The organism is Streptomyces sp. YIM 121038 (assembly GCF_006088715.1).
Classification (GTDB): Bacteria; Actinomycetota; Actinomycetes; order Streptomycetales; family Streptomycetaceae; genus Streptomyces.
Map to the genome: position 1 here is coordinate 351,555 of NZ_CP030771.1, position 21,556 is coordinate 373,110.

General features: G+C 72.2%; 18 protein-coding genes. 8 read left to right on the plus strand and 10 right to left on the minus strand.

Annotation, left to right across the window (positions count from 1 at the left end; translation table 11 throughout):
* Positions 1-37: 37 nt before the first annotated feature.
* The 3 genes from C9F11_RS01465 to C9F11_RS01475 all read right to left on the minus strand — a co-directional run bounded on the left by C9F11_RS01465 (position 38) and on the right by C9F11_RS01475 (position 2,756).
* Positions 38-1,603, minus strand: coding sequence for an alpha/beta hydrolase (locus C9F11_RS01465; protein ID WP_138957513.1), 1,566 nt, complete (start codon positions 1,601-1,603; stop codon positions 38-40).
* Positions 1,604-1,802: 199 nt separating this feature from the next.
* Positions 1,803-2,015, minus strand: a complete 213-nt coding sequence (locus tag C9F11_RS01470; RefSeq protein ID WP_138957514.1) for a DUF4287 domain-containing protein — start codon at positions 2,013-2,015, stop codon at positions 1,803-1,805.
* A gap of 51 nt (positions 2,016-2,066) precedes the next feature.
* On the minus strand, positions 2,067-2,756 hold the full coding sequence (locus tag C9F11_RS01475; RefSeq protein ID WP_138957515.1) for a DUF998 domain-containing protein: 690 nt from the start codon (positions 2,754-2,756) through the stop codon (positions 2,067-2,069).
* Between the two features lie 104 nt (positions 2,757-2,860).
* Here C9F11_RS01475 and C9F11_RS01480 point away from each other — a divergent pair, with 104 nt between their 5' ends.
* Complete coding sequence (locus C9F11_RS01480) at positions 2,861-3,481, plus strand: TetR/AcrR family transcriptional regulator (RefSeq protein ID WP_138957516.1); 621 nt, start codon at positions 2,861-2,863, stop codon at positions 3,479-3,481.
* 14 nt (positions 3,482-3,495) lie between these two features.
* On the opposite strand, the gene C9F11_RS01485 is transcribed toward C9F11_RS01480, so the two are convergent.
* Together C9F11_RS01485 and C9F11_RS01490 are read right to left on the minus strand one after the other, a co-directional pair.
* A complete protein-coding gene (locus tag C9F11_RS01485) occupies positions 3,496-4,395 on the minus strand; it encodes a LysR family transcriptional regulator (RefSeq protein ID WP_138957517.1) in 900 nt (299 codons plus the stop codon).
* A 310-nt stretch (positions 4,396-4,705) separates the two neighbouring features.
* The gene (locus tag C9F11_RS01490) at positions 4,706-7,666 is read right to left on the minus strand and encodes a M14 family metallopeptidase (RefSeq protein ID WP_138957518.1); all 2,961 of its coding nucleotides are present in this window, start codon (positions 7,664-7,666) and stop codon (positions 4,706-4,708) included.
* A gap of 284 nt (positions 7,667-7,950) precedes the next feature.
* Here C9F11_RS01490 and C9F11_RS01495 point away from each other — a divergent pair, with 284 nt between their 5' ends.
* Positions 7,951-8,931, plus strand: coding sequence for an NAD(P)-dependent alcohol dehydrogenase (locus C9F11_RS01495; protein ID WP_171075600.1), 981 nt, complete (start codon positions 7,951-7,953; stop codon positions 8,929-8,931).
* 15 nt (positions 8,932-8,946) lie between these two features.
* On the opposite strand, the gene C9F11_RS01500 is transcribed toward C9F11_RS01495, so the two are convergent.
* Complete coding sequence (locus C9F11_RS01500; protein WP_138957520.1) at positions 8,947-9,216, minus strand: hypothetical protein; 270 nt, start codon at positions 9,214-9,216, stop codon at positions 8,947-8,949.
* Between the two features lie 536 nt (positions 9,217-9,752).
* On the opposite strand from C9F11_RS01500, the gene C9F11_RS01505 reads away from it, so the two are divergent.
* Positions 9,753-11,018, plus strand: coding sequence for a serine hydrolase domain-containing protein (locus C9F11_RS01505; protein ID WP_212767784.1), 1,266 nt, complete (start codon positions 9,753-9,755; stop codon positions 11,016-11,018).
* Positions 11,019-11,376: 358 nt separating this feature from the next.
* Positions 11,377-11,922 (plus strand): hypothetical protein, encoded by a 546-nt coding sequence (locus tag C9F11_RS01510; protein WP_138957522.1) that lies wholly within the window; start codon positions 11,377-11,379, stop codon positions 11,920-11,922.
* A gap of 87 nt (positions 11,923-12,009) precedes the next feature.
* Here C9F11_RS01510 and C9F11_RS01515 read toward each other — a convergent pair whose 3' ends face one another.
* Both C9F11_RS01515 and C9F11_RS01520 read right to left on the minus strand, forming a co-directional pair.
* Positions 12,010-13,056: a serine hydrolase domain-containing protein gene (locus tag C9F11_RS01515; RefSeq protein ID WP_346347220.1), complete on the minus strand. Its 1,047-nt coding sequence runs from the start codon at positions 13,054-13,056 to the stop codon at positions 12,010-12,012.
* A gap of 218 nt (positions 13,057-13,274) precedes the next feature.
* Positions 13,275-14,222, minus strand: coding sequence for a MerR family transcriptional regulator (locus tag C9F11_RS01520; RefSeq protein WP_138957524.1), 948 nt, complete (start codon positions 14,220-14,222; stop codon positions 13,275-13,277).
* Positions 14,223-14,598: 376 nt separating this feature from the next.
* On the opposite strand from C9F11_RS01520, the gene C9F11_RS01525 reads away from it, so the two are divergent.
* The 3 genes from C9F11_RS01525 (at position 14,599) to C9F11_RS01535 (ending at position 17,564) form a co-directional block, all read left to right on the plus strand.
* Complete coding sequence (locus tag C9F11_RS01525) at positions 14,599-15,105, plus strand: carboxymuconolactone decarboxylase family protein (RefSeq protein WP_171075601.1); 507 nt, start codon at positions 14,599-14,601, stop codon at positions 15,103-15,105.
* Between the two features lie 247 nt (positions 15,106-15,352).
* Positions 15,353-16,480 carry an FAD-dependent monooxygenase gene (locus tag C9F11_RS01530; protein WP_249401543.1) on the plus strand — a complete coding sequence of 376 codons (1,128 nt, stop codon included), beginning with the start codon at positions 15,353-15,355 and terminating at the stop codon, positions 16,478-16,480.
* 103 nt (positions 16,481-16,583) lie between these two features.
* Positions 16,584-17,564 (plus strand): AraC family transcriptional regulator, encoded by a 981-nt coding sequence (locus C9F11_RS01535; protein WP_138957525.1) that lies wholly within the window; start codon positions 16,584-16,586, stop codon positions 17,562-17,564.
* Between the two features lie 78 nt (positions 17,565-17,642).
* Here C9F11_RS01535 and C9F11_RS01540 read toward each other — a convergent pair whose 3' ends face one another.
* Positions 17,643-18,788: a hypothetical protein gene (locus tag C9F11_RS01540; protein WP_138957526.1), complete on the minus strand. Its 1,146-nt coding sequence runs from the start codon at positions 18,786-18,788 to the stop codon at positions 17,643-17,645.
* A gap of 346 nt (positions 18,789-19,134) precedes the next feature.
* Between C9F11_RS01540 and C9F11_RS01545 the strand changes: the two genes are divergently transcribed.
* Positions 19,135-20,604, plus strand: coding sequence for an FG-GAP repeat protein (locus C9F11_RS01545; protein WP_249401544.1), 1,470 nt, complete (start codon positions 19,135-19,137; stop codon positions 20,602-20,604).
* A 5-nt stretch (positions 20,605-20,609) separates the two neighbouring features.
* Here C9F11_RS01545 and C9F11_RS01550 read toward each other — a convergent pair whose 3' ends face one another.
* Entirely contained in the window at positions 20,610-21,536 is a 927-nt protein-coding gene (locus C9F11_RS01550; RefSeq protein ID WP_212767785.1) for an NADP-dependent oxidoreductase, read from the minus strand.
* Positions 21,537-21,556 lie beyond the last annotated feature (20 nt).

Below are 21,556 nucleotides of genomic sequence, written 5' to 3' on the forward strand. Positions count from 1 at the left end.
CCAGCAGGTGGCGGTGCGGGGCGTGGACGCCGGGGGGCTACTTGCAGACGGTGCCGTCGGCCGGGGCCTTGCCGTCGATCAGGAACGTGTCGATCGCCTTGGTGGCGCAGCGGTTCTCGCCGTAGGTGCCGTGGCCCTCGCCGTCGACGGTCAGGGTGACGCCGACGCCCTTGCCCAGTTGCCGGGCCATGCGCCGGGCGCCCTCGACGGGCGTGGCCGGGTCGCCGGTGTTGCCGACGACCACGATCGGGTCGGCGCCGGGCGCGGCCACCTCGGGCTTGTCCGCCGCGCCGCGCACCGGCCACTGCGCGCAGCCGAGCAGGCCCTCCACCATGGACGGGCCGAAGACCGGGGAGGCCTTCTCGAAGGCCGGACGCTTGTCGTCCACGTCGGCCCGGGTGTGGCGGCTGCGGGTGTCGGCGCAGGTGATCGCGGCGTTGGCGGCGTGCATGTTGCTGTAACGGCCCTTGTCGTCACGGCCGTTGTAGGAGTCGGCGAGCATCAGCAGGTTGTCGCCGGTGCCGCCCTGCATCGTCTCGCCCAGGCTCTGCGTCAGGGCCTCCCAGCCCTCCTCGCCCGCGTACAGGGTGGCGCCGATGCCGGTCAGGGCGAGTTCCTTGGTGAGCTTGCGGCCGCTCTCGGTGGGCGCGGGCTTCTTGTCGAGCTTGGCCAGCATGGCGTTGACGCGCCGGTTGCCCTCGGCGGCGCTCTTACCGGTCGGGCAATTGTCGGTGTACTCCTTGGCGCAGTAGGCCATGGCGGACTCCAGCGACTTCTGGAAGGCCGCGGCCTGGGCGAGGCCCGTCCGCACCGGGTCCTGGCTCGGATCGACGACCGCGTCGAAGACGGTACGGCCGACGTTCCTGGGGAACAGGTGCGCGTAGACCCCGCCGAGTTCGGTGCCGTAGGAGATGCCGAAGTAGTTCAGCTTCTTGTCGCCGAGCACCTGGCGCATCAGGTCCATGTCGCGCGCGGTGGTGGCGGTGCCGACGTGCGGGAGCACCTTGGCGGAGTTCTTCTCGCAGGCCCGGGTGATCCGCTCGGCGTCCTTGAGCGCGTCCCCGCTGCCCGGGTCGGTGTCGAGCGTCTTGTCGTCCAGGCACTTGACGGTCGTGGTGTTGCCGACGCCGCGCGGGTCGAAACTGACCAGGTCGTAGGCGGCGTTGAGCTTGGTGTAGTCCTCGGCCGCCTGCGGGAGCGTGGCGACGCCGGAGGCGCCGGGGCCGCCGAAGTTGTAGACGAGGGAGCCGATGCGCTGGTCGGAGTCGGTGGCCTTCTTGCGGATGAGGGCCACGCCGACGGTCTCGCCCTTCGGCTCGGCGTAGTCGAGGGGCGCCTTCATGGTGGCGCACTGCCATCCCTTGCCGGGCGCTTCGGCGGCGCCCTGGGCGGCGGACGGCGCGGGGCAGGGACTCCAGGACAGGCGCTGGCCGGTGAGGGCCGCGGGCAGCCCGCCCGTCCCCCCGGTCGGGGTCACGGTGGACGTCCGCCCGCCCTTGCCCGCGTCGTCGGACCCGCCGCCGCAGCCGGCGAGGGCGGGGATCGCGAACAGCGAGGCGGCGGCCAGCACCGCGGTGCGACCCGGACGTATGGGGTGGGGCATGCTGCGACTCCTGCCAATTTCGGTCATGTGAGAGTAATGAGAGTAAATGGTGAGCAAAGTCGGCTGTACTTTACCCACCGCCTCACATTGACCGTGCCGCACCCCGGCAGGGAGTCCGCGGCGGCCGTACGGACAACGGCGGGAAGCACGAACGCCCCCGCCACGGGACCCGAAGGCCCCTCGGCCGGGGGGCGTCGGCCTACTTGCCGGCGTCTTCGGCGCGCGTGTGGGCGACCAGGGCGTTCGCGTGTCCGTGACCCAGTCCGTGTTCGGCCTTGAGCCAGGCGACGAGCTCCATGTGCTTGGTCAGCGGCGAGCTGCGGATGAGGTCCATCCAGTCCGCGATCGGGCGCCCGTGCTTCTTCTCGATGGAGGGGAAGTAGCTCGCCGGGCCGTTGCCTGTCTGGGCCATTGCCGTGTCCTGTCTCTGGTGGGTGAGTGAGTGAAGGGGCGGGTGGAGGGCTCAGCGACTGGCGGAGGCGTACGCCCCGGCCAGGCGGGTGGTGACCGCGGCAAGGCCCAGCAGGCCCAGACCCGCCCCGGCAGTGAAGGCCAGGACGGTGGCGGCGGAGCCCGCGAAGCCGACGAGGACGGCGGCGGCGACGAGGCGGCTAGCGACGGCCCACCCCCGGACTCCGTGAGCGGCGAAGTGGCAGGCCAGCACGAGGAAGGCCGCGCACAGGGCGAGGTAGCCCACCATGCCGCTGAGCATGTGCAGAGTGCCGTGCCAGCTCATGGACGCGGCACGGGCGTCGGGGGCACCCGCGGGGAAACCGGCGCCGGGGTCGGCGGTGAAGACCGCGGAGAGCAGGAACGACGCGCCGAAGACAGCGGTCAGCCGGGGCGCCCACACCCCGCCGGGTCCGCCGCGCAGCACGCGGCGCATGCCGACGGCACCGGCGATCAGCAGCATGCCCGTCAGCAGGAAGCTGGCCACCTGGATCCAGCCCGGGCCGCCGAGGCTCAGCTGGCTGAGCGCGTTGCGGGTGAAGTCGAAGCCGTCCCGCGCGAGCCCCTGGATCAGGCCCGCGCCCAGGAACAGCGGACCGGCCACGACGGCTCCGGCCAGGAGGGTACGGGCCTCCGGCCGAGCGGTCGCCGCAGCGCCTGCGGTGCCTGCGGCGACGGGAGCTCCGATCGTGTGCGACGTCATGGCGCGATCCCCCAACTAGAACTAGACGGTTCAGTACTCCTCGCGGTGTGAGCGCTACAGTAGTCGGGTCAGAACTGGACTGTCCAGTACCGAAGGGAGCCGGGATGGAAGCGACCGAGCAGAGCAGGTCGGCCCGTAAGCGCGGGGCGATCATGGACGCCGCCACGCAGGTGTTCGTCGACAAGGGGTACGCGGGCACCAGCATGGACGACATCGCGAAGCTGGCGGCCGTCTCCAAGCAGACCGTCTACAAGCACTTCGCCGACAAGGAGAAGCTGTTCGCCGAGATCGTCCTGGCCACCACCCATCGGGCCGACGCCATGATCGACCTGGTGGCCGACATCCCGGCCGACGCCGACCGCCTGGAGGAGAACCTCGCCCGCCTCGCCCGGCAGTTCCTGACCGCCCTGACCCAGCCCCAGGTCCTCCAGCTGCGCCGCCTGGTCATCGCCAACGCCGACACCTTCCCCGAGCTCGGCGCGGCCTGGTACGAGCAGGGCTTCGAGCGGGTCCTCGCCACCCTGGCGGGCACCTTCCGGCACCTGGCCGACGCGGGGCTGCTCCGGATCGACGACCCGCTGCTCGCCGCCCACCACTTCTCCGGCCTGCTGCTCTGGATCCCCGTGAACCAGGCCATGTTCCACGGCGGCCCGCAGCACACCCAGGAAGAGCTCGACCGCTACGCCGACGCGGGTGTCAGCGCCTTCCTCGGCGCCTACCGCTGAGGCGGCCCCGGCCGTCAGGACACCGGCGCGAAGAAGGCGGCCCGGTGCCAGGTCTCCAGCCGCAGGAGGTCGAGCAGGGCCGTCTCCGCCGGGCCCGAGCCGGGCCGGACCGCGGCGACGACGGGCAGCGACACGACCGGGCACACCGGCCGGACGAGGTGCTCGTGCCCGTGGGGCACCGCGGAGGCCGGGACGAGCGTCACGCCGAGACCGTGGGCGGCCCAGCGCACGGCCGTCGCCGTCTGGGACACGCGGGCGACCGTGGTCGGGGTCAGCTCGTTGTCCCGCAGCACGTCCCGCAGTACGCCGTCGAGGGCGCTGCTCTGGTCGAACCGCACCCACGGCTCGCGCTCCAGCTCGCGCAGCGCGACCCGGTCCGCGGCGAGCTGCGGATGCCCGGCGGGAAGGACCACGACGAACTCCTCGTCCCCGAGGTGGTGGCCCTCGTACAGGCCTTCCCCGCACGGCCCGGCCATCAGGGCGAGGTCCAGTACGCCGCCGCGCGCGAGGCGCTCCAGCTCGGCGGGGTTCGGCTCCTCGAAGACGGTGACCTCAAGGCGCGGGAAGCGCAGGCGCAGCGCGCTCAGGGCACCGGGCAACTGCCGCGTGCCCAGGCCCATCTGCGCCGCCACCGCCAGTTCGCCCACCAGCTCGTCGGCGCCGGCCCGCGCGGTCGCCCGCGCCCGCCGCACCGCGCTCACGGCGACCTCCGCCTCCCGCAGGAACGCCCGGCCGACCACGGTGGGCACCAGGCCGGTCGGCGTGCGGGTGAACAGGGTCACGCCCAGTTCCCGTTCCAGGCCGCGGATCTGCTGGGACACCGACGGCTGGGCGACGCGCAGCAGTTCGGCCGCCGCCGTCACCGATCCCTCCTCGGCGACGGCCAGGGCGTACTCGAACTGACGAAGGCTCATCGGCTCCCGTCCCCTCCCTTGCGGTGGAGCGCGGTCCGCCCCGTGGTCATCGTTGTATGTAAGCGGCCGGGCTCCCCCGCTATTTCGTCCCGGAGCACACCGGTAGTACAACCGGTAGTACAGCGGAGTGCAGAGGTGAGCCGAGGACGCCGGGTCGCGGCAGGTGACGGGCGGTCTCGCCGGTGCGGCGGGGCAAGGGATCGGCCTCCGGGCCCCTTGCGGGTCCCGGAGGCCGATGTCATACGGGGTGCGCGTTTCCTGGACGTTCCTCTCCATCAGGGCTACGGGCCCGGAGTGCGGCCCTCGGGTGTCAGTCGCGCAGGTGGTTCAGGGCGGCACGCATCAGGGCCGCCCTGTCGGTGGCTTCGGTGACGTGCTCGAATCCGAAGCCGAGCAGGACGCTGTCGCGTGCGGTGACCGCGGCGTGGGGCCGGTAGAGCTCGCCGGTACGGGCCCAGTCACCGGTGATGTTGGCGCTTCCGGGCGGGGCCGGGGCGACGGCCCAGGTGCCGAGCGAGGTCTCGAATCCCTCGGTCTCGGTCGCGGTGCCGCCGACGACCAGTTGGGCGTTGTCGGCGAAGAGGCCGCGGCCGCCGTCGGAGGGGTCGGTGACGGAGCTGAGGGAGACCTCGACCTTCTTGCCCGCGTAGGCACTGAGGTCGAAAGCGGTCTGCTTCCAGCCGCCGGAGGAGCCGGTGAAGCTGTTCCAGCTGCCGCTGCTGCCGCTGGCCGTGCAGCTGGTCGCGCCGCGGGTGAGGTAGTGGCGCAGGAACGGGTGGGCGTTGATGAAGAAGCCCGCCGTGCACTGGGCGGGCACGGCGCCGGACGAGCCGCCGTTGCGGTCCGCCAGGGTGGTCCAGTCGTCGGCGCCCGGGGTGTGTGCCTCCAGCAGACCGTGGTCGAAGCCGTTCTCCAGGTTCCAGTTCAGCGCGAGGCGCAGCTGCGGCTGGTCGGCGGCCGTGACACCGGTGAGGTCGATGGTGTGGGTGAGGCGCTTGTAGTCCCGGTCGGAGTGGGTCGCGGAGGCCATGCCCTGGCCCGCGTACGGGGCGTAGGGGTTGGTCAGGCCGGGGTAGGCACCCGCCGCCGCGCTCTTGAACTGCGGGAACTGCTGCGCGGGCAGGTTGTCGGAGGTGACGGTGAAGCGGCCCGCCTTGTCCAGCGGGTTGCCTTCGGCGCCCGCGACCGGCCCGTCGGCTCCGGCGAGGACGCCGCTGCCGGTGAAGCGCTGGGCTCCGGCCGCGGGCAGACGTTCGTAGGCACCCAGGTAGTACTGCGCGAAGTCGTCGGTGAGCGCGTCGCCGAGGTCGACGTTGCCGCCCGCCCGCTCGCCGGACTCGATGAGTTTGCCGCCCTCGTTGAGGTAGGCGCGCAGGGCCAGCTGCGTGGGCGCGCCGGGCACCGGGTCGCCGGTGTAGTGCACCACCGCGCGGAAGTGCGACAGGACGCCCAGCGGGTGCGGGGTGCCCTGCTTGGCGACGTCCCAGACCGCCGCCGTACGGCCACTGGCCTTCACCGCGTCGACGTACTTCTGGGTCTGCGTGGCGCTCGCGCCCTCCTCGGCGACGACGAGGGTGTTCGCCTTGGGGCGTTCGGCGACGGTGTACGTGAAGTGCTCGCTGTCGGTGCGGGCCTTCTTGGCGCGGCCGCTGAACCACACCTCGACCTTGTCGCCCACACGCGCGCCCTCGACCTCGGCGCGGTACTGGTCGAAGTACAGGTTGTCCTCGCCGCCGTAGGTCTCGCCGCCCTTCCACCGCGTGAGTTCCTCGGTCTGCGTGCGGCCGCCGTTGACGCGGTAGCGCAGCTCCTTGTCGCGCACCGACCTGCGGGCGGTGACGGCGACTTCCTGGTCACCGCCGCGCGCGTAGGAGGTGGTGAAGGAGTCGGGGGTGAAGTCGGGGGCGTCGGCCCCGGTGACGGAGACCGGGCGGTCGGGGTGGAGCGCGGACTCGGCGACGGCGAGCGCGAAGGGCACGTTCTTCGCGAACTCCTGCTGGATCAGCTTCTCGTCGTCGGGGAAGGTGAAGACGGACGCGCAGTCCTGGGGCTTCCAGGCGTCATTGGGGTCGATGTTCGAGGCGGTCTGGCAGGTGGACATCTCCGGTGTGAACATCGCGATGCCGTTGACGTTGCCCGCGTGTCCGTCGGCCTCGCCGTTGGTGGTGTACAGCTCGGAGGAGACCTGCGGGTGGTAGCCGGGGACCGCGGGCTTCTCGGGGGTGCCGGCCAGGGCCTTGTAGAGCACGTCGTCAGGCGTGGGGGTGGCGACCTGCCAGCCCACCCCGTAGAGGATCAGTTCGGCCGCCGAGTGGTAGTTGATCCCGTACGTGAAGCCGATGCGCTTCTGGAAGCGGTCGATCGCCTTCGTCTCGGGCTCGGACATCGGGCCGGTGCCGCGGTAGGTCTCCGAGGACGCGTTCGGGGACGAACCCTCGTTGTCGTAGCCCCACTTGTAGGAGAAGTTGCGGTTGAGGTCGACGCCGTCGCCCGCGGCGATCCTGCCGTCGCCGTCGATGTCGCGGAGGTTCTTGCGCCACTGGCGGTCGCCGTCGGCGGCGTGCGTGAAGTCGTAGCCGTCGGGGCTGGCGGAGAGCACGAACCACAGCTCGGTGGAGTTCACGAGCTTGGTGATGCGCTTGTCCTTGCCGTAGTTGTCCAGGTAGTGGTGCATCAGGCGGCGGGTCATCTCGGGGGTGATCCACTCGCGCGCGTGCTGGTTGGACATGTACAGCGTGGCCGGCTTGGAGCCGTCCTTGGACTTCGCCGCGCCCTTGGAGAGCTTGAGGGCGAGGATGTCCTTGCCCTGGAGGGTCTTGCCGATGGAGACGACCTTGGTGAGGCCGGGGTGGGCCTGCGCGGTCTTGACGATCTCCTCCTGGAGCCCGCCCTTACCGCTGTAGGGCCGGTAGACGCCGTCGCCCGCGGCCGCGAGCCGCTTCTCGGTGGCCTGGGAGATCTTGCGCTCTTCGAGGTCGACGCCCTGGCGTTCGACCGACTTCGCCTGGGCTTCGGTCAGATAGAGCTCGACGCGTCCGGTGCCGCGTCCGGGCACCTGCCCGGCGAGTTCGTGGGCGTCCTGGCCCGCCTTGAGCACGATGGGGATCTGCTTCTTGGTGATCTCGGCCTGGTAGACCTTCACAGCCGCCGCGTCGCCGTCGGCCGAGGCTCCGGCCGGGCCGCTCGCCTGGGCCTGCGGTGCGGCGGCCACCCCGCCGACGAGCAGGGCACCGGCGGCGAGGATCGATCTCGCACGGGTTCTTCGTCTCATGAGCCCCCCTTGCAGTTGTCCGGCACGTTTGTGCGCGAACGCCAGGCTCGTCATGCTTCATGATCATGTCAATGGGTGGGTGGCCGGTTCCTGCTCCCGTCGGTACGCGTGTGGACCGCTGGGCCCAACTCCCTAGGCAGGGACGCGTGTTCGCGCGATGCTGGGGAGGTCGCCGCCGGGCCGCGCCTTGGCGCGCCCGTGCGCGCGCGTGGACCGCCCACGCCCCGCCGGGGCCCGCGCGGGCGGCCCGCCGCGCCCGCTCACCACGACCGGGGGAATCCACCGTGAAGGCCATCGTCCAGGACGTCTACGGCTCCGCGGACACCCTTCACGTACGGGACGTCGACCGGCCCTCCCCCGCCGAGGGCGAGGTGCTGGTGCGCGTGTACGCCGCCGGGGTCGGCCCGGACGTCCGGCACGTGATGACCGGGCTGCCCCTGATGGTCCGTCCGGTCTTCGGACTGCGCGGGCCCAGGAATCCCGTACGGGGCTGGGACGGCGCCGGACGCGTCGAAGCGGTCGGCGCGAAGGTGACGGACTTCGTACCCGGCGACGCGGTCTATGGGCACCTCGACGGCTCCTTCGCCGAGTACGCGCTCGCCAAGACCGCAAGGATCGCCCCGAAGCCCGAGAACGTCACCTTCGAGCAGGCCGCCGCCGTCCCGGTCTCCGGCGTCACCGCCCTCCAGGCCCTGCACACCAAGGCGGGCCTGCGGGCAGGCCAGAAGGTGCTGGTCATCGGCGCATCGGGCGGCGTGGGCAGCTTCGCCGTCCAGCTCGCCGTCGCCCACGGCGCGGAGGTCGTCGGCGTCTGCGGCGGCGCATCGGCCGACTTCGTGCGCTCCTTGGGCGCCACGGCCGTCCTCGACCACACCCGCCAGGAGATCACCGACAGCCCCCACCGGTACGACGTCGTCCTCGATGCCGCCGGGAACCGTCCCCTGCCCCGGCTGCGCCGCGTCCTCACCCCGAACGGCACCCTCGTGCGCATCGGCGGCGAGGGCGGGAGCCGATGGTTCGGCGACACCGGCACCCAGCTGCGGATGGCCCTGCTGACCCGCTTCGTACGGCACGATCTGCTCGGCCTGCTGGCCGTCGTACGCCGGGCGGACCTGCTGACCCTCACGTCCCTGATCGAGAGCGGCGCCCTCACTCCGGCCGTCGACAGCGTCCATCCCCTGGCCGAGGCCCCGGCCGCCGTCCGCCACCAGGAGCGGGGGCATCCCCGGGGGAAGGTCGTCCTGATCGTGGGGCCCGGGGCCTGACCGGCGGCTCGTTCCTCAGCCGGAAGCCCTGAGGCGTGCCACTTCCCCGGGCGCGGTGTAGACGGTCTGCCCCTCGGCGAGCTGCTGCTCCAACGCCGCCGCCGCGCGCTCGAAGTACTCGGCGCGCACGCCCGCGTCCCGGGACGCCCGCGCCATGTTGCGCACTCCGGCGAGCGCCACGTCGAGCCCCTGGGTGAACTCCGGCTTCGCGTCCGAGTCCACGTCGGCGGCGAGGTACTTGGCCGCCCCCAAGACCGCGCACAGCGCCGCGAGCGGCCAGGTCATCGGCCTTGGCGGCGATGAGGGCGTCCGCCAGTGCCCGTCCCATCTCGCCGAGACCGATGGCTGTGACTGCTGCGGGGCCGGGGCCGGGGGCGACCGTGGTGCCGGTCCTGGTGCTGGTGCCGGGCCGAGCCTGGCGCCGGTCCTGGTGTCGGTGCTGGCGCCGTGGCCCACAAGTGCTCCTGCTGGTGCTCGTCCGATCAGATGGGAGCGCGCAAGTTCCGTCCGTCGACGCGGGCCAGTTCCGGCCGTGAGCCGGAGGGGCGCGAACCGGAAGGCGTGAACCGGACCGGCGTAAGCCGCACGGGCGTAAGCCGCACGGGCGTAAGCCGCACGGGGGTGTGAGCCGGACGCGCGTGGACTCATGCGGGGGCAAGCCCCACCTCCGAATGTCCGGCGTGCTCCAGTGACCCGCACGGCCTCCGTACGCAAGGGTGATCGGCATGACGACCAGGTCGCTCCACTTCCCCGTACGCAGGCCCTCCCGAACGCGCCCGGCTCACCGGACTCGTAGACACCGCCTCCACCTGGTGGCGGCGGTGTCCGTCCTGACAGTGGCCGGCTTAGGCATCGGCCTTGAGCAGCCGGGGCAGGCGGCGACCGGGCCGACCGGTACCGTGTCGGCGCACGACGCGCCTGCTTCCGGGAAGGACGCCGGAGCCCACCGGCGCGACCAGCTGGACACGTTGGCGCGGAAGGTGGTGGCTGCCGGGGCACCCGGTGTGGTGGTGCGGGTGGATGACGGCCGCGGTCGGCCGATCGAGGTCGTCGAACAGGCGCCGTGGGCCCGCTCCGAGCACCGGCTCCGGCCGGGCGACGAGTTCCGGATGGGCTCCAACACCAAGACCATGATGGCCACCCTGGTGCTGCAACTGGCCGCCGAGGGCAAGCTCGCGCTGACCGACCCGGTGGCCAAGTGGCTGCCGGGCCAGGTGCCGGACGGCCACGCGATCACGCTGCGCATGCTGCTCAACCACACCAGCGGCCTGCACGACTACACCGAGGACCCGGAGCTCGTGCCCTCCATCCTGGGCAAGGACCCGAGGCGGTGGACCTCGGAGCAGCTGCTGGCCGTGGGCGTACGGCACGATCCGCACTTCCCTCCGGGCACGCGGTGGGCGTACAGCAACACGAACTACGCCGCGGTCGGCGCGGTCCTGGAGAAGGCCACCGGCCGGAGCCTGGCGGAGCTGGTCCGTGACCGGATCGCCCGGCCGCTCGGCCTGCGGCACACGTACTACGCCGAGGACTCGACCTGGCGCGGCCCGCACGCCCGCGGCTACGAACCCGACGCGGCGCACATGCCGCCGGGCGTGCCGCCCGAGTTCCGGAACTACGCCGGGGTGCCCCGAGCGGAGCACGTGGACGTCTCCGCCAACAGCCCTGCGTGGGGCGGCGCGGCCGGTGCGGTGGTGTCCACCGCCCGTGACTGGGACCGCTTCTACACGGCGTTGATGTCCGGCGAGCTGCTCCCCGCCGCGCAGCTGGCGCAGATGCGCACCACCGTGCCGATCTTCCCCGACCAGCCGGACGGGCCCGGCTACGGCCTCGGCATCCAGACCGCCACCACCGAGTGCGGCACGGTGTGGTCCCACGACGGCGGCATCCCCGGCTACCTCAGCACCCACCTCACGGACCCCACGGGGCGGCGCACCGCGAGCGTCCTCATCTCGACGGAGGCGTTCGCCGAGTTCCCGGAGGCCTTCCCCCAGCTGATCAAGTCGGCCAAGGCACTCCAGTCCGCCACGCTGTGCGCCCTCTTCGACAAGCCCGGGGCGGGCGGGGGCACCGCCGACGTCTCCTGATCCACGCGGAGACGACGCTGCCTCCCCGCACCGGATAGTGGAACCCGTCCCGGCGAGCGTGCCGAAACCGTCCCGCACATCGCCGACCGTCCCACCCGCACCACGTTTTGTCCCGTGGTGCGGAAACGGGCTGCCGGACAATTCCGTGGGCGCTGGAATCCCTGGTGCACGGCCTCAGTCGCCGTGTCCCGGCGAGGGGGTGCACAGCCCCTTTCGCGGAGCATCCGCGGGTCCCCCCTCGTTTCCGTACGCCCTGCCGTTCACGCGGAGGGCAGGGCGTACCCGGGGCGCGGCATTCCAAGACCACAGCGTCCACACAGGAAGCCAGCAGATGAACCTTCGCAAGAGCCTTACTCTCGTGACCGTCTCGATCGCCCTGGGCGGTGGTGTGGCGCTGGCCGCCCCGTCGGCCCAGGCCGATCAGCCCGCCTTCCGGAGCCAGGCCATGGACTCCGGCCTGACGGCCTCCGAGGCCACCCAGTTGCAGAGCACGATCGACACCCTTCTGGCCAAGGAGGGTGGAAAACAGACCGCCGCCAACGAGATCCGTTACGCGGACGGCAGGCTCCTGGTGCCGCTGCCCGGCGAGAAGTACGTACGGGAGCTGAACGGCAGTCGGGCCGAGGGCACTGCTGCCAGTGCGCGCCACACCTGCACGTACAAGCGCCTCTGCGGCTACTCCGGCCGGAACTACACCGGTCAGGAGCGCGAGTGGTACCAGTGCAACGTGCTCTACAAGAAGCCGAGCGGCTGGCGCAGCGGCGGCTCCTGGTACAACAACCAGACGCCGGGGCGGCAGGGCAGCTGGTACGACCACAACAAGCGCTTCCTCTCCCACACCAGGCCCGCGCCCTACGGAACCAACGGCAACTGGGCCCCCGTCGGCTACATCAAGGCCTGCTAGTACCCCGCACACGGCCGTAGGCCCCTGGCATCCACAGCGGGTCGTCTCCTCTCCCCGGAGGCGGCCCGCCGTCGCGCCGCCTGGCGGTCAGCGGTCGCACAGGGCCGCCTCCATGGCTTCTTCGAGGTGCTTCACGGCTTCGCCGCTCTTCGGTTCGAGGGTCATCGAGACGCTGGCGGCGCGGCCGTCGTCGGTGGCCGCGGCCCACGTTCCGTAGCCCGGTATCGCGCCGCTGTGGCCCCAGGCCACCTTGCCGCAGGAGGGCAGCTTCACGCTGACGATCCCCAGTCCGGCGTGGTAACGGCGCTTCTCCGCGGGGACGTTGGGGTCCTCCATGGGGACGGTGGTGCGCATCTCCTTGAGCTGGTCCTCCTTCAGGAGCCGCTCGCCGCCGTCGAGCAGCGCGGAGAAGAAGCGGTTGAGGTCGGAGTTGGTGGAGACCATCGCGCCTGCCGCCCAGGACGCGGAGGGGTCGATATCGGTGACGTTGCGCGGCGGGGCGTCCGCGTGATCCTGGCGGTAGCCCTGGGGGTGGCGTTCCCGGATGGTCGTCTCGCCGGGGGCGGGGAAGTAGGTGTGGCGCAGCCCGATGCGCCGGATGACGCGCCGGTCGACTTCCTCGGCGAGGGGCCGTCCAGTGACCTTCTGCACAATGAGACCGGCGATCAGGTAGTTCGTGCTGCTGTATCCCCACTCCGTACCGGGAGTGAAGACGGCTTCGTGGCCGAGGGCGACGTCCAGGGCGTCGCGGGGAGAGAGGTACCGGCGCTCGAGGATGTCGTTCGTGACGTCGCCCTCGTACTCGGGAAGTCCGCTGGTGTGCTGGAGGAGCTGACGCACCGTGATCTTCTGTCCGTCGATCCCCTTTCCGCGCACGAGGCCCGGCAGGTACGTCTCGACCGAGGCGTCCAGGGCGATCTCGCCCTCGTGGACCAGTTGCAGCACGACCACGGCGGTGAACGTCTTGGTGACGCTGCCGATCCGGACCTGGCCGTCCCGGGGCACCTTCGCGTGCGTGTCCCGGTCCCCCACACCCGCGGTATAGGTGCGGAGGTTCCCGTTACGGTCCATGGCGCTCGCCAGTGCCCCGAGGGCGCGGTCGGAGTGCAGCAGGGTGTCCAACCTCTGGCGCACAGGGTCTCGTTGGTCGGCGGTCGCGGGCGCCGCCAGGCCCACGGTGACAGCGGCGGCCAGGGCCAGAACGGTGAGGGGGAGTTTCTACGCATCAGGGTTCCTCCAGAGCAGCGGTGACGTGCCTCAGCGGTGAGATCAACTCTGCTGAGAGCGACCGCCGTTGTCCATCGGTGATCACCCTGACCGGTCCCTGATCCACCCTGGGAGCGGACTCCTGGTCACCCCTGGGAAGTCACCGCCGCGGCGGCGGTGAACCAGGCGTACACAGGAGCCAGCCGCGCCGAGGCGGGCCATCCGTTGACCGTCGACAGGAGGCGCCAGTACCGCTCGACGTGCGGGTCGGCGGTCAGGAGGAGGCGGGCGAGCAGCCAGCGCCGCAGGTCACCGTCACCCGCGTGCTCGAACGCGTACCCGTAGAGGTCGCTCAGCGAGTCGGTGAGCGGCGCGGTCAGCAAGGAGGCCGGGAGGATGCCGACGGTCGCGGCCTCCAGAACGCGTTCGCGCAGCGCCCGGTTGAGGTCGTCGTGCAGGGCGCTGACCGCCTCTGGGGAGGGCTCTTGGGCCTGGGCCTCGGCGACACGCCGGATCGCAGCCCGGAACTGCGTGCTCCGGCACAGCTCGGCGAGTTCCGCCCAGGCTCCGACCTGGTCCGGGGCGGGATCGTCGGGAAGCTCCGGCAGGACGGACCGCATCAGGCTCGCGAACTCCGGGTTGGCGTCCCCGTCCTCGAAGACGGCGTCGATGAAGTCGGCCACCAGCTGGTGCTGTTCGGCGCGGGAGAGCGTGGCGAGTCGGTGCATGAGGTCCACTTCCATGGGGGTGGGGCCCTGCCGTGCGACGGCCCGCAGGACCGCCCGGCGCAGCCGCAGGGCCTGGATCTGTACGTCGAGCGCGTCGGCGTGCGCCTCGGCGACTTCGGGGAGGGACACCTCGTGGTCCAGCACCTTGCGCACGGTCGCGAGGTCGAGCCCGAGCTCGCGCAGCGTCCGGACCAGGTCCAGGCGGGCGAGCGCGTCGGGGCCGTACAGCCGGTAGCCCACCGGGCTGCGGTCGGTCGGCGGAACGAGTCCCTTGTCGGAGTAGAACCGGATCGCCTTCACCGTCAGACCGGTCCGGCGTGCCAGCTCTCCGATGGAGTAGAGGGAGGATGAGGTGTCGCTGTGCATGCCCCTAGCTTGATGTCTCCCCCGACGGGAGACTCAACCGGTGCGGGGTGACCCGCCGAGTGGTGCGGGTTGCCTACCGAGCGGTGTCGGCTGAACGTCACCCCGTCGGGTCACCAGGACGACGGCGTACGTGCCGCTGCTCGGCCAGCGCCCTGAAGGAACACGGGCCGGGCCCAGACCAGCGTGTCAGGGTCGGCAGTGGCATGGCCACGGGGCCCTCGTAGCGGACGAGTCGAGCCACCTCCGCACCCGGTGAAGGACCGATTTCGAAGCCGGGCAGAAAAAGCAGGCTCCTCCCGGTCACATTTCCCCGCCGCCATCCGTCATGGCAGTGACCGCACGATGCACGGTCTTGAGACGACATAAGGAGATAACGATGGGAACACGTTCGATCACGGCGGAGATCCCGATGGAGCCGCGTCTGTCCGAGGACCCCGCGGAGCTCGTTCCGGAGCTGGCGGCGGTGTCGGCCGCGCTGTTCAAGGTCACCGGCAACGGTTCGGTGCCGCGTTCCACGATCAGTCTGCTGCAGCTGCGTGCGGGCCAGATCGTGGGCAGCACCTATCTGACCGTTCTGCACACCGGCTTCCTGCGCAAGGCCGAGGAGTCGGAGGAGCGGATCACGTCGGTGGCCTCCTGGCAGGACTCGCCGTACTTCACCGCCGCCGAGCGGGCGGCGCTGGCCCTCACGGAGGCGGTGCTCCAGCCGTCCGCGGACGGTGAGCGGGTCTCCGACGAGCTGTACGCCGAGGCGGCCGCGCACTACGAGCCCAAGGCGCTCGCCACGCTGATGTTCGCGATCGGGCAGGTCAACTTCTTCATCTCGGTGGCGCTCATCGCGAAGCCGGTGCCCGGGCGCTCGTTCACCGATCCGTGGAAGTGACCCGCCACAGGGCTCGGCTCGTGCGCTCGGATTCCGCCTGAGCCGAGCCCGGGGCGGCCGCATGTGTGCGGCGGCGGTCGGGGCCGCCGCCGCACACGCGCCTCCGCCGCCGAGGTGGCACGGCTCAGGCCCCGGCCTCCCCTCGGACGACCGCTTGCCGCCGGCGGATGGCCGCTGCCCGATTCGGATAGGGCAGAGCCTCGACGCGCCCTACGGTTTCGTGGAAATCGGCGCTCTGGAGGCGTACATGGACAGGTATCGCGGGGTGCGGACGGCCGTGGTCGTAGGGGCGGGCATCGCCGGTCTGACGGCGGCCACTGCTCTGGCGCGCGACGGCTGGCAGGTGGAGGTCGCCGAGGCCGGCCCGCCGGAGGCTCCCGCTGGTTGGGGGCTGTGTCTGACCGGCCCTTCGCTGCGCGCGCTCGACGAGTTGGGGCTCGCGGACGCGTGCACGGCCGAGGGCTACGGCATGAGCACGATCACGCACGTGGACGTGCACGGCGAGCCCGCGGGTGAGGTCCAGTTGCCGCGCCTCATCGGTGCGCGACGGCCGGCGATGGCGGGTATCGCGCGCCCCGCCCTCCACCGCGTCCTGCACGCGGAAGCCGAGCGGTGCGGCGCGGTGGTGCGCCACGGGCTGACCGTGGCCGCGGTGGATCACGATGGGGCGCTCGTCCGCGTACGGCTGTCCGACGGGACGGTACGGCGAGTCGCCCTGCTGGTCGGCGCGGACGGGATCCGCTCGGCGGTACGGGGCCTGCTGGGGCTCGAAGCCTCGCTCGACTTCCACGGGCAGATGGTCTGGCGGGCTCTGGTGCCCCGCCCGCGGTGGGCCACAGGGATCCATCAGTTCGCCGGGAAGGCCGACACCGCCGGACTCGTCCCCCTCTCGGACCGACAGGCGTACGTGTTCCTGACGGAGAACGGGGTGGAGCGGAGCGCCCTGCCCGAGGCCGAACTCGCCCCGCGCCTGCGGCAACTCCTCGAGGCGTTCCCGGGGCGGGTGGAGGAGATCCGCTCCCTCGTGGCCGCGTCGGCATCGGTGGTGCGCCGCCCGGTCCTCACGGCGCTCCTGGGAGGCGCCTGGCACCGGGGCAACGGCGTGGTCATCGGGGACGCCGCGCACGCGCCCGCGCCGCAGATGGCCAGCGGGGCCGCCCTGGCCATCGAGGACGGGCTCGTACTGGCCCGGGAGCTCGCGCGGCACGAGTCCGTCGAGCTGGGGCTCCAGGCATTCGTCGGCCGACGCGCGCGGCGGTGCCGGACACTCGTGGAGACCTCGGTGGCCATCGCCGGTCTGGAACAGGCGCGGCGCCACCACGAGGCGTATCCCCTGGCCGACTCCTGCCACCGGCTCATGGCCGAGCCCGCGTGACCAGGCGCGGGGCCTCTCGGAGCTTCTGCGCACCCGGCTCGGGGGAAGCCGACGACCGGCCTCCGTGGCCGACAATGGGCCCCTAGGGAAGGGTCCCGCCATCGTGCCGACGCCGCTGCGCCACCACCTCATCACCAGGTCCCGGAACCCCGCCGACCTGCTCAACGCCGCCACCCGTCTGTTCGGCGGCGCGATCTCCGCATCGCCCCTGGACGAGCTGTGCGGTGGCGAGCACGAACTGCGCGGCGTCGCCGCACCCGACTTCGCGGTGGGCTACTTCGCCTCGCCGCTCGACGTACGGGTCGCTACGCCCAGGGGCCGCGCCCGCGGCTCCTACTTCGTCAACATCGGTGTCTCCGGGGCCATCTCGGCCTCGTGCGGCGCGCTGCGGGCGACCCTCGACGAGACGACGGCGGGAGTCGCCAACCCCGGAGACACCCAGGAACTGCGCCCCCTGCGCGGCCGCAGGACGCGGTTCCTGGGCCTGCGGCTCGACGCCGCCCTGGTCGACCAGGAGTTCACCGCGCTGACCGGACATCCGCCGGTGTCCACCGTGCGCTTCGACTTCGCCCTGGACCTGGCCAGGCCCAAGGGCCGGGCGGTGCGCCTCCTCGTCCGCTCCCTGCTCGAACAGCTGGACTCGCAAGACCCCCTGTTCCAGCGCGCGGAGCTGCGGCGCGGCCAGCTGCGCTGCCTCGTCACCGCCCTGCTCCTGGCCCAGCCGCACTCGCACACCGACGAGCTGCGCGACGGCCCGCGCCCCGGCTACCCGCGTTCCCTGCGGGCGGCCCTCGCGTTCATCGAAGCGAACCTCAGCGAGCACATCGGCCTCGACGACATCGCCGACGCCGCGGGATGCAGCCCGCGCACCCTCAGCTCCGCCTTCCGCGGCCGACTCGGCCTCTCCCCCATGGCGTACGTCCGCGATCTGCGGCTCGACCGGATCCGGGAGGACATCCTCACCTCCACCGACCCCGTCGGCACGATCGCCTACCGGTGGGGTGTCTCGCACCTCGGCCGCTTCGCCGGTCAGTACCGCGCCCGCTTCGCCGAACTGCCCTCCGACACCGCGCGCCGCAGATAAGGCCGTGGTCGTGCGGGAGCAGCGCCGCTGACAGCCGGGGGAAGGCCGTGGCCCGGCCCGACGGCCGGACCACGGCCTTCACGACCGGGTGGCGACACCGCACCCGGCCCCGCCGCCCTGCCGCATGCGGGCGTCCATGGACGTGCTCCGGTCGTACGGGTCGACCTCGGGGCCGTCCTCGGCGCCGGGGGCGGCACGCTCGGAGCCGAACTTGGGGGTGAAGTAGCCGGTGGTGTTGTCACAGCCGCCGTTGGTGTAGTCCGCCTTGTACGACACCAGGGAGAACGTGCCCGGCTCGGTGATGACCTTCGCCGGGTTGTCCCAGCTCATCACCACCTCCCTCCGCACGATGGTGCGCACGACCTCGTCGCTCCCCCGCACGGCCCGGTCGCTTCCCTTCGCGGTTTGGTCGCTTCCCTTCGCGGCCCGTACGACCGGATAGACGTACGTGACGTCGCTGACGACCTCCAGGGCGCCGCGCTTCCCCTCCCGGAAGGTGATCCGCCCACGTGTCTTCACCACGTCACCGGCGGGCCGCACCTCGGCCTTCGGGAAGCGGCTGAACAGCAGCAGGGGGTCGTTCTTCCGGCTGGGGGTGTCGAAGGCGGCGGCCAGGTAGTCCCGCACGTCCTGCTGGCGGGGGTTGATCAGCGCGATGGCCTTCTTGGGCCGCTGCCCCCGCAGCACGTCCTCGTCGAGGCTGGACAGGGCGAGGAAGTCCCGGCTGCGCGCGAGCGCCCGCGCGACCTGGTCCTTGCTCATCCAACCGATGGCCCGCGCCGGCGGCACGTGGATGCCCGCCGCCCCGTCGCTCCACCGCGCCGCCGGAGAGCCCCTGAACGGCCGGTCCACCGTGGGCAGTTGCTCTGCCTCCCGTGCGGGCGGCTGTTCGGGGCGCTCCGACTCGGCGGCAAGGGGCTTGTCCCCTCCGTCCCCGCCGTCGCTCCCGAACCATCCCGACACCTGTCCCGAAGCCAGGGCCACGACCAGCAGGACGGCCGCCACCAGCAGCCCGACCACGTACCCGGCTTTGCCGCCCGCTCGCCGCGGGGAGGGCTGGTGCGTCCGCCACCCGTCCGGCGGGCCGGGCTCCTCCTGAAGGCGCCGCCCCACCATCCTGGCTCGCGCCGACGGCTCCTGCGGTGCGCCCGCGCTCCCGGCCTCGGCGTCCCGCAGGAAGCGCTCCCACTCCTCGTCCGATATCTTCCTGTCCCCACTCACGATGCGCTCCGCGCCCTCCCCGCCCTCTCACACCTCGGACCTTTGTTCCCGTACTCCATCACACCGCTTCACCACACCGCCACAGACCCCGCGCAGCGGCGGAACACGCGCTCGGCAGGCGGCCGTTCCCCTCGGCATCCCGGGCAAAGGTGCTGCAAACGCCGGTCAGCAAGGGATGGGGCCGTCGGCCTCGAAGAAGCCTCCGGTCGGGACCGCGCCTCCCTGGCGAGGACTCCGCCCCACCCGTCGTGAACCCTGCCCCAACCCCCGGTGAACTCCGTACAACCAGCCCCGCCCCTCGGCAGTCAGACCCGATAGCCCTCGTCCCGTCGACCGAGTGGGAGCCTCCGTGCCACACAGCCGCCGCATCCTCACCTACGCCATCGCAGTCGCCGCCGCGGTCACCACGGGGCTCGTGCTCCCGTCCGGTGCCGCCGCTGCCGCGCCCCGTGCCACCACGAGTGACTTCAACGGCGACGGCTACGCGGACCTCGCCGTCGGCGTCCCGGACGGGACCGTCGGCGGCCGGGCCGAGGCCGGGTACGTGAACGTCGTCTGGGGAGGTCCGAGGGGCGTCGGCGCCCACGGGAGCATCCGTGTCACCCAGGCCACCCCCGAGGTTCCCGGCACCCCGGAGACGGGCGACCGCTTCGGCGCGTCCGTGGTGCTGACCGACCTCAACGGCGACGGCATCGCGGAACTGCTCGCCGGTGCCCCGGGGGAGGACGTCACCGACCGCGGTACGGACGCGGGTACGGTCCTCGTCGTAGGCGGTTCGAGGAACGGGCCGGGACCGGGGTCGACGGTCCTGACCGGGCCGTCGCCGTCGGCCGCGTACGGCAAGTCGGTCGCGGCGGCCCACCTGACCGGCGGCGCCAACAAGACGATCGTGGTCGGCGGCACGGACAAGGTCGTCGCCCGGGTCATCCAGGGCGAGGACAGCATGGTCACCACCGTCGTCGCCGCCCCCATGGGCGGCCGCGCCCCCGTCCTGGCCACCGGTGACTTCGACAGCGACGGCACGGCGGACCTGGGCGTGGCGTACTGGACCGCGGACCGGCCCAGCACGCAGTCCCACGTACGCCTGTGGAAGTGGGACGCAGACCGGTCCGAGATGGCCAACTTCTGGAACACGGACAACGCCGGTGTGACCTCCCTGGCCGCCGGTGACTTCGACGGCGACGGCCACGACGACCTGGCGCTCGGCGAGTGCCGTGAGATCGCCGACGAGAACATCGACGACCCGTGCGGCCCCGAGCGGCTCGCCAAGGGCGGCGGCGTCCACGTCCACTACGGAAGCCGCGCGGGCGGCTCGTTCGGCAGCCGCACCCAGACCCTCAACCAGGACACGGAGGGCGTCCCGGGCGTCGCCGAGGACGGCGACCGCTTCGGCGCCGCCCTGGCCGTCGCCGACGTCAACCGCGACGGCCGCGACGACCTGATCGCGGGCGCTCCCGGTGAGGCCATCGGAAGCAAGGCGGGGGCGGGCGCCGCCTGGCTGCTGCGCGGCGGCGCCCGTGGCCTGCTCGACGCGGGCGGCGCCGCCAGGTCCGTCTCCTGGAACCAGGACACGTCCGGTGTCCCGGGAGTCGCCGAGGCGGGCGACGCCTTCGGCGCGGCGGTCGCCGCGGGCGACTACGACGCCGACCGCGTACCGGACGTCACGGTCGGATCCCCCGGCGAGAACGCCTCGCTGGGCGCCGCATGGCTCCTCCCCAGGGGTGCGGCCGGGGGCTCGCTGGCGTTCTCACCCCGCACGCTCGGCCTCCCGTACCTCTCCACCGCGCAGAAGTACGGGAAGGCGCTGAGCAGTCGCTGAGGCCGTCAGGGCACGGTGATGACGATCTTGCCGCGCGCGTGGCCGGAGGCGCTCTCGTCATGAGCCGTGGCCGTTTCCTTCAGCGGGAACACGGCGTGCAGCGGGACGGTGAGACCGCCGCGATCGGCGAGTTCGGCCGCCAGCGGCAGTCCCGCCCAGCCGGGTGACTCTCCTGCCGGGGAGCGGGAGAACCGCACGCCGTGGCGGTCGGCGTCGAAGTCCGCGATGGTCACCACGCGGTCCGGGTCGCCGACGAGGCCCACCAGTTCGGCGAGGGAGCCCTTGCCGGCCGCGTCCAGCACCACGTCGACTCCCTGGGGAGCCAGTGGGGCGAGGCGGTCGGCGAGGCCTGCCCCGTAGGTGACCGGAACGACGCCGAGCCGGTCGAGGAAGGCGTGGTTGCCCTCGCTCGCGGTGCCGATCACGGTGAGGCCGCGGGCCCGGGCGAGTTGCGCGGTGATGGTGCCGACGCCGCCGGCGGCCCCCTCGATCAGCAAGGTCATGCCCTCGGCGGCGCCCAGGGCCTCCAGGACGCGCGTGGCCGTGTCGATGTTGCCCGCGGCGCCACCCGCTTCCTCGAAGGACCACGACCGGGGCTTGGGCGCCCATGCCTCAAGGACGGCGTACTGGGCCGCGGCGCCTCCCTGGTCCGCGACCGGTACGAGACCGAAGACCTCGTCCCCCAAGGCGGTGCCGGTCACCCCCTCCCCCACCTCGTCGACCACTCCGGCGGCGTCCATGCCGGGGATGTGGGGGAAGTCCAGGGTAGCGATGCCCCGCAGCATCCCCGTACGCAGGTACCAGTCGGCGGGGGTGACACCCGTGGCACGCACCGCGATGCGGACCTGCCCCGGCCCGGCGTGCGGCTCTTCGGCCTCCTCCACGCGGAGGACTTCGGAACCGCCGTAGCGGTGGTATTGCACAGCGAACACGGACAACCTCCGTAGGTGGT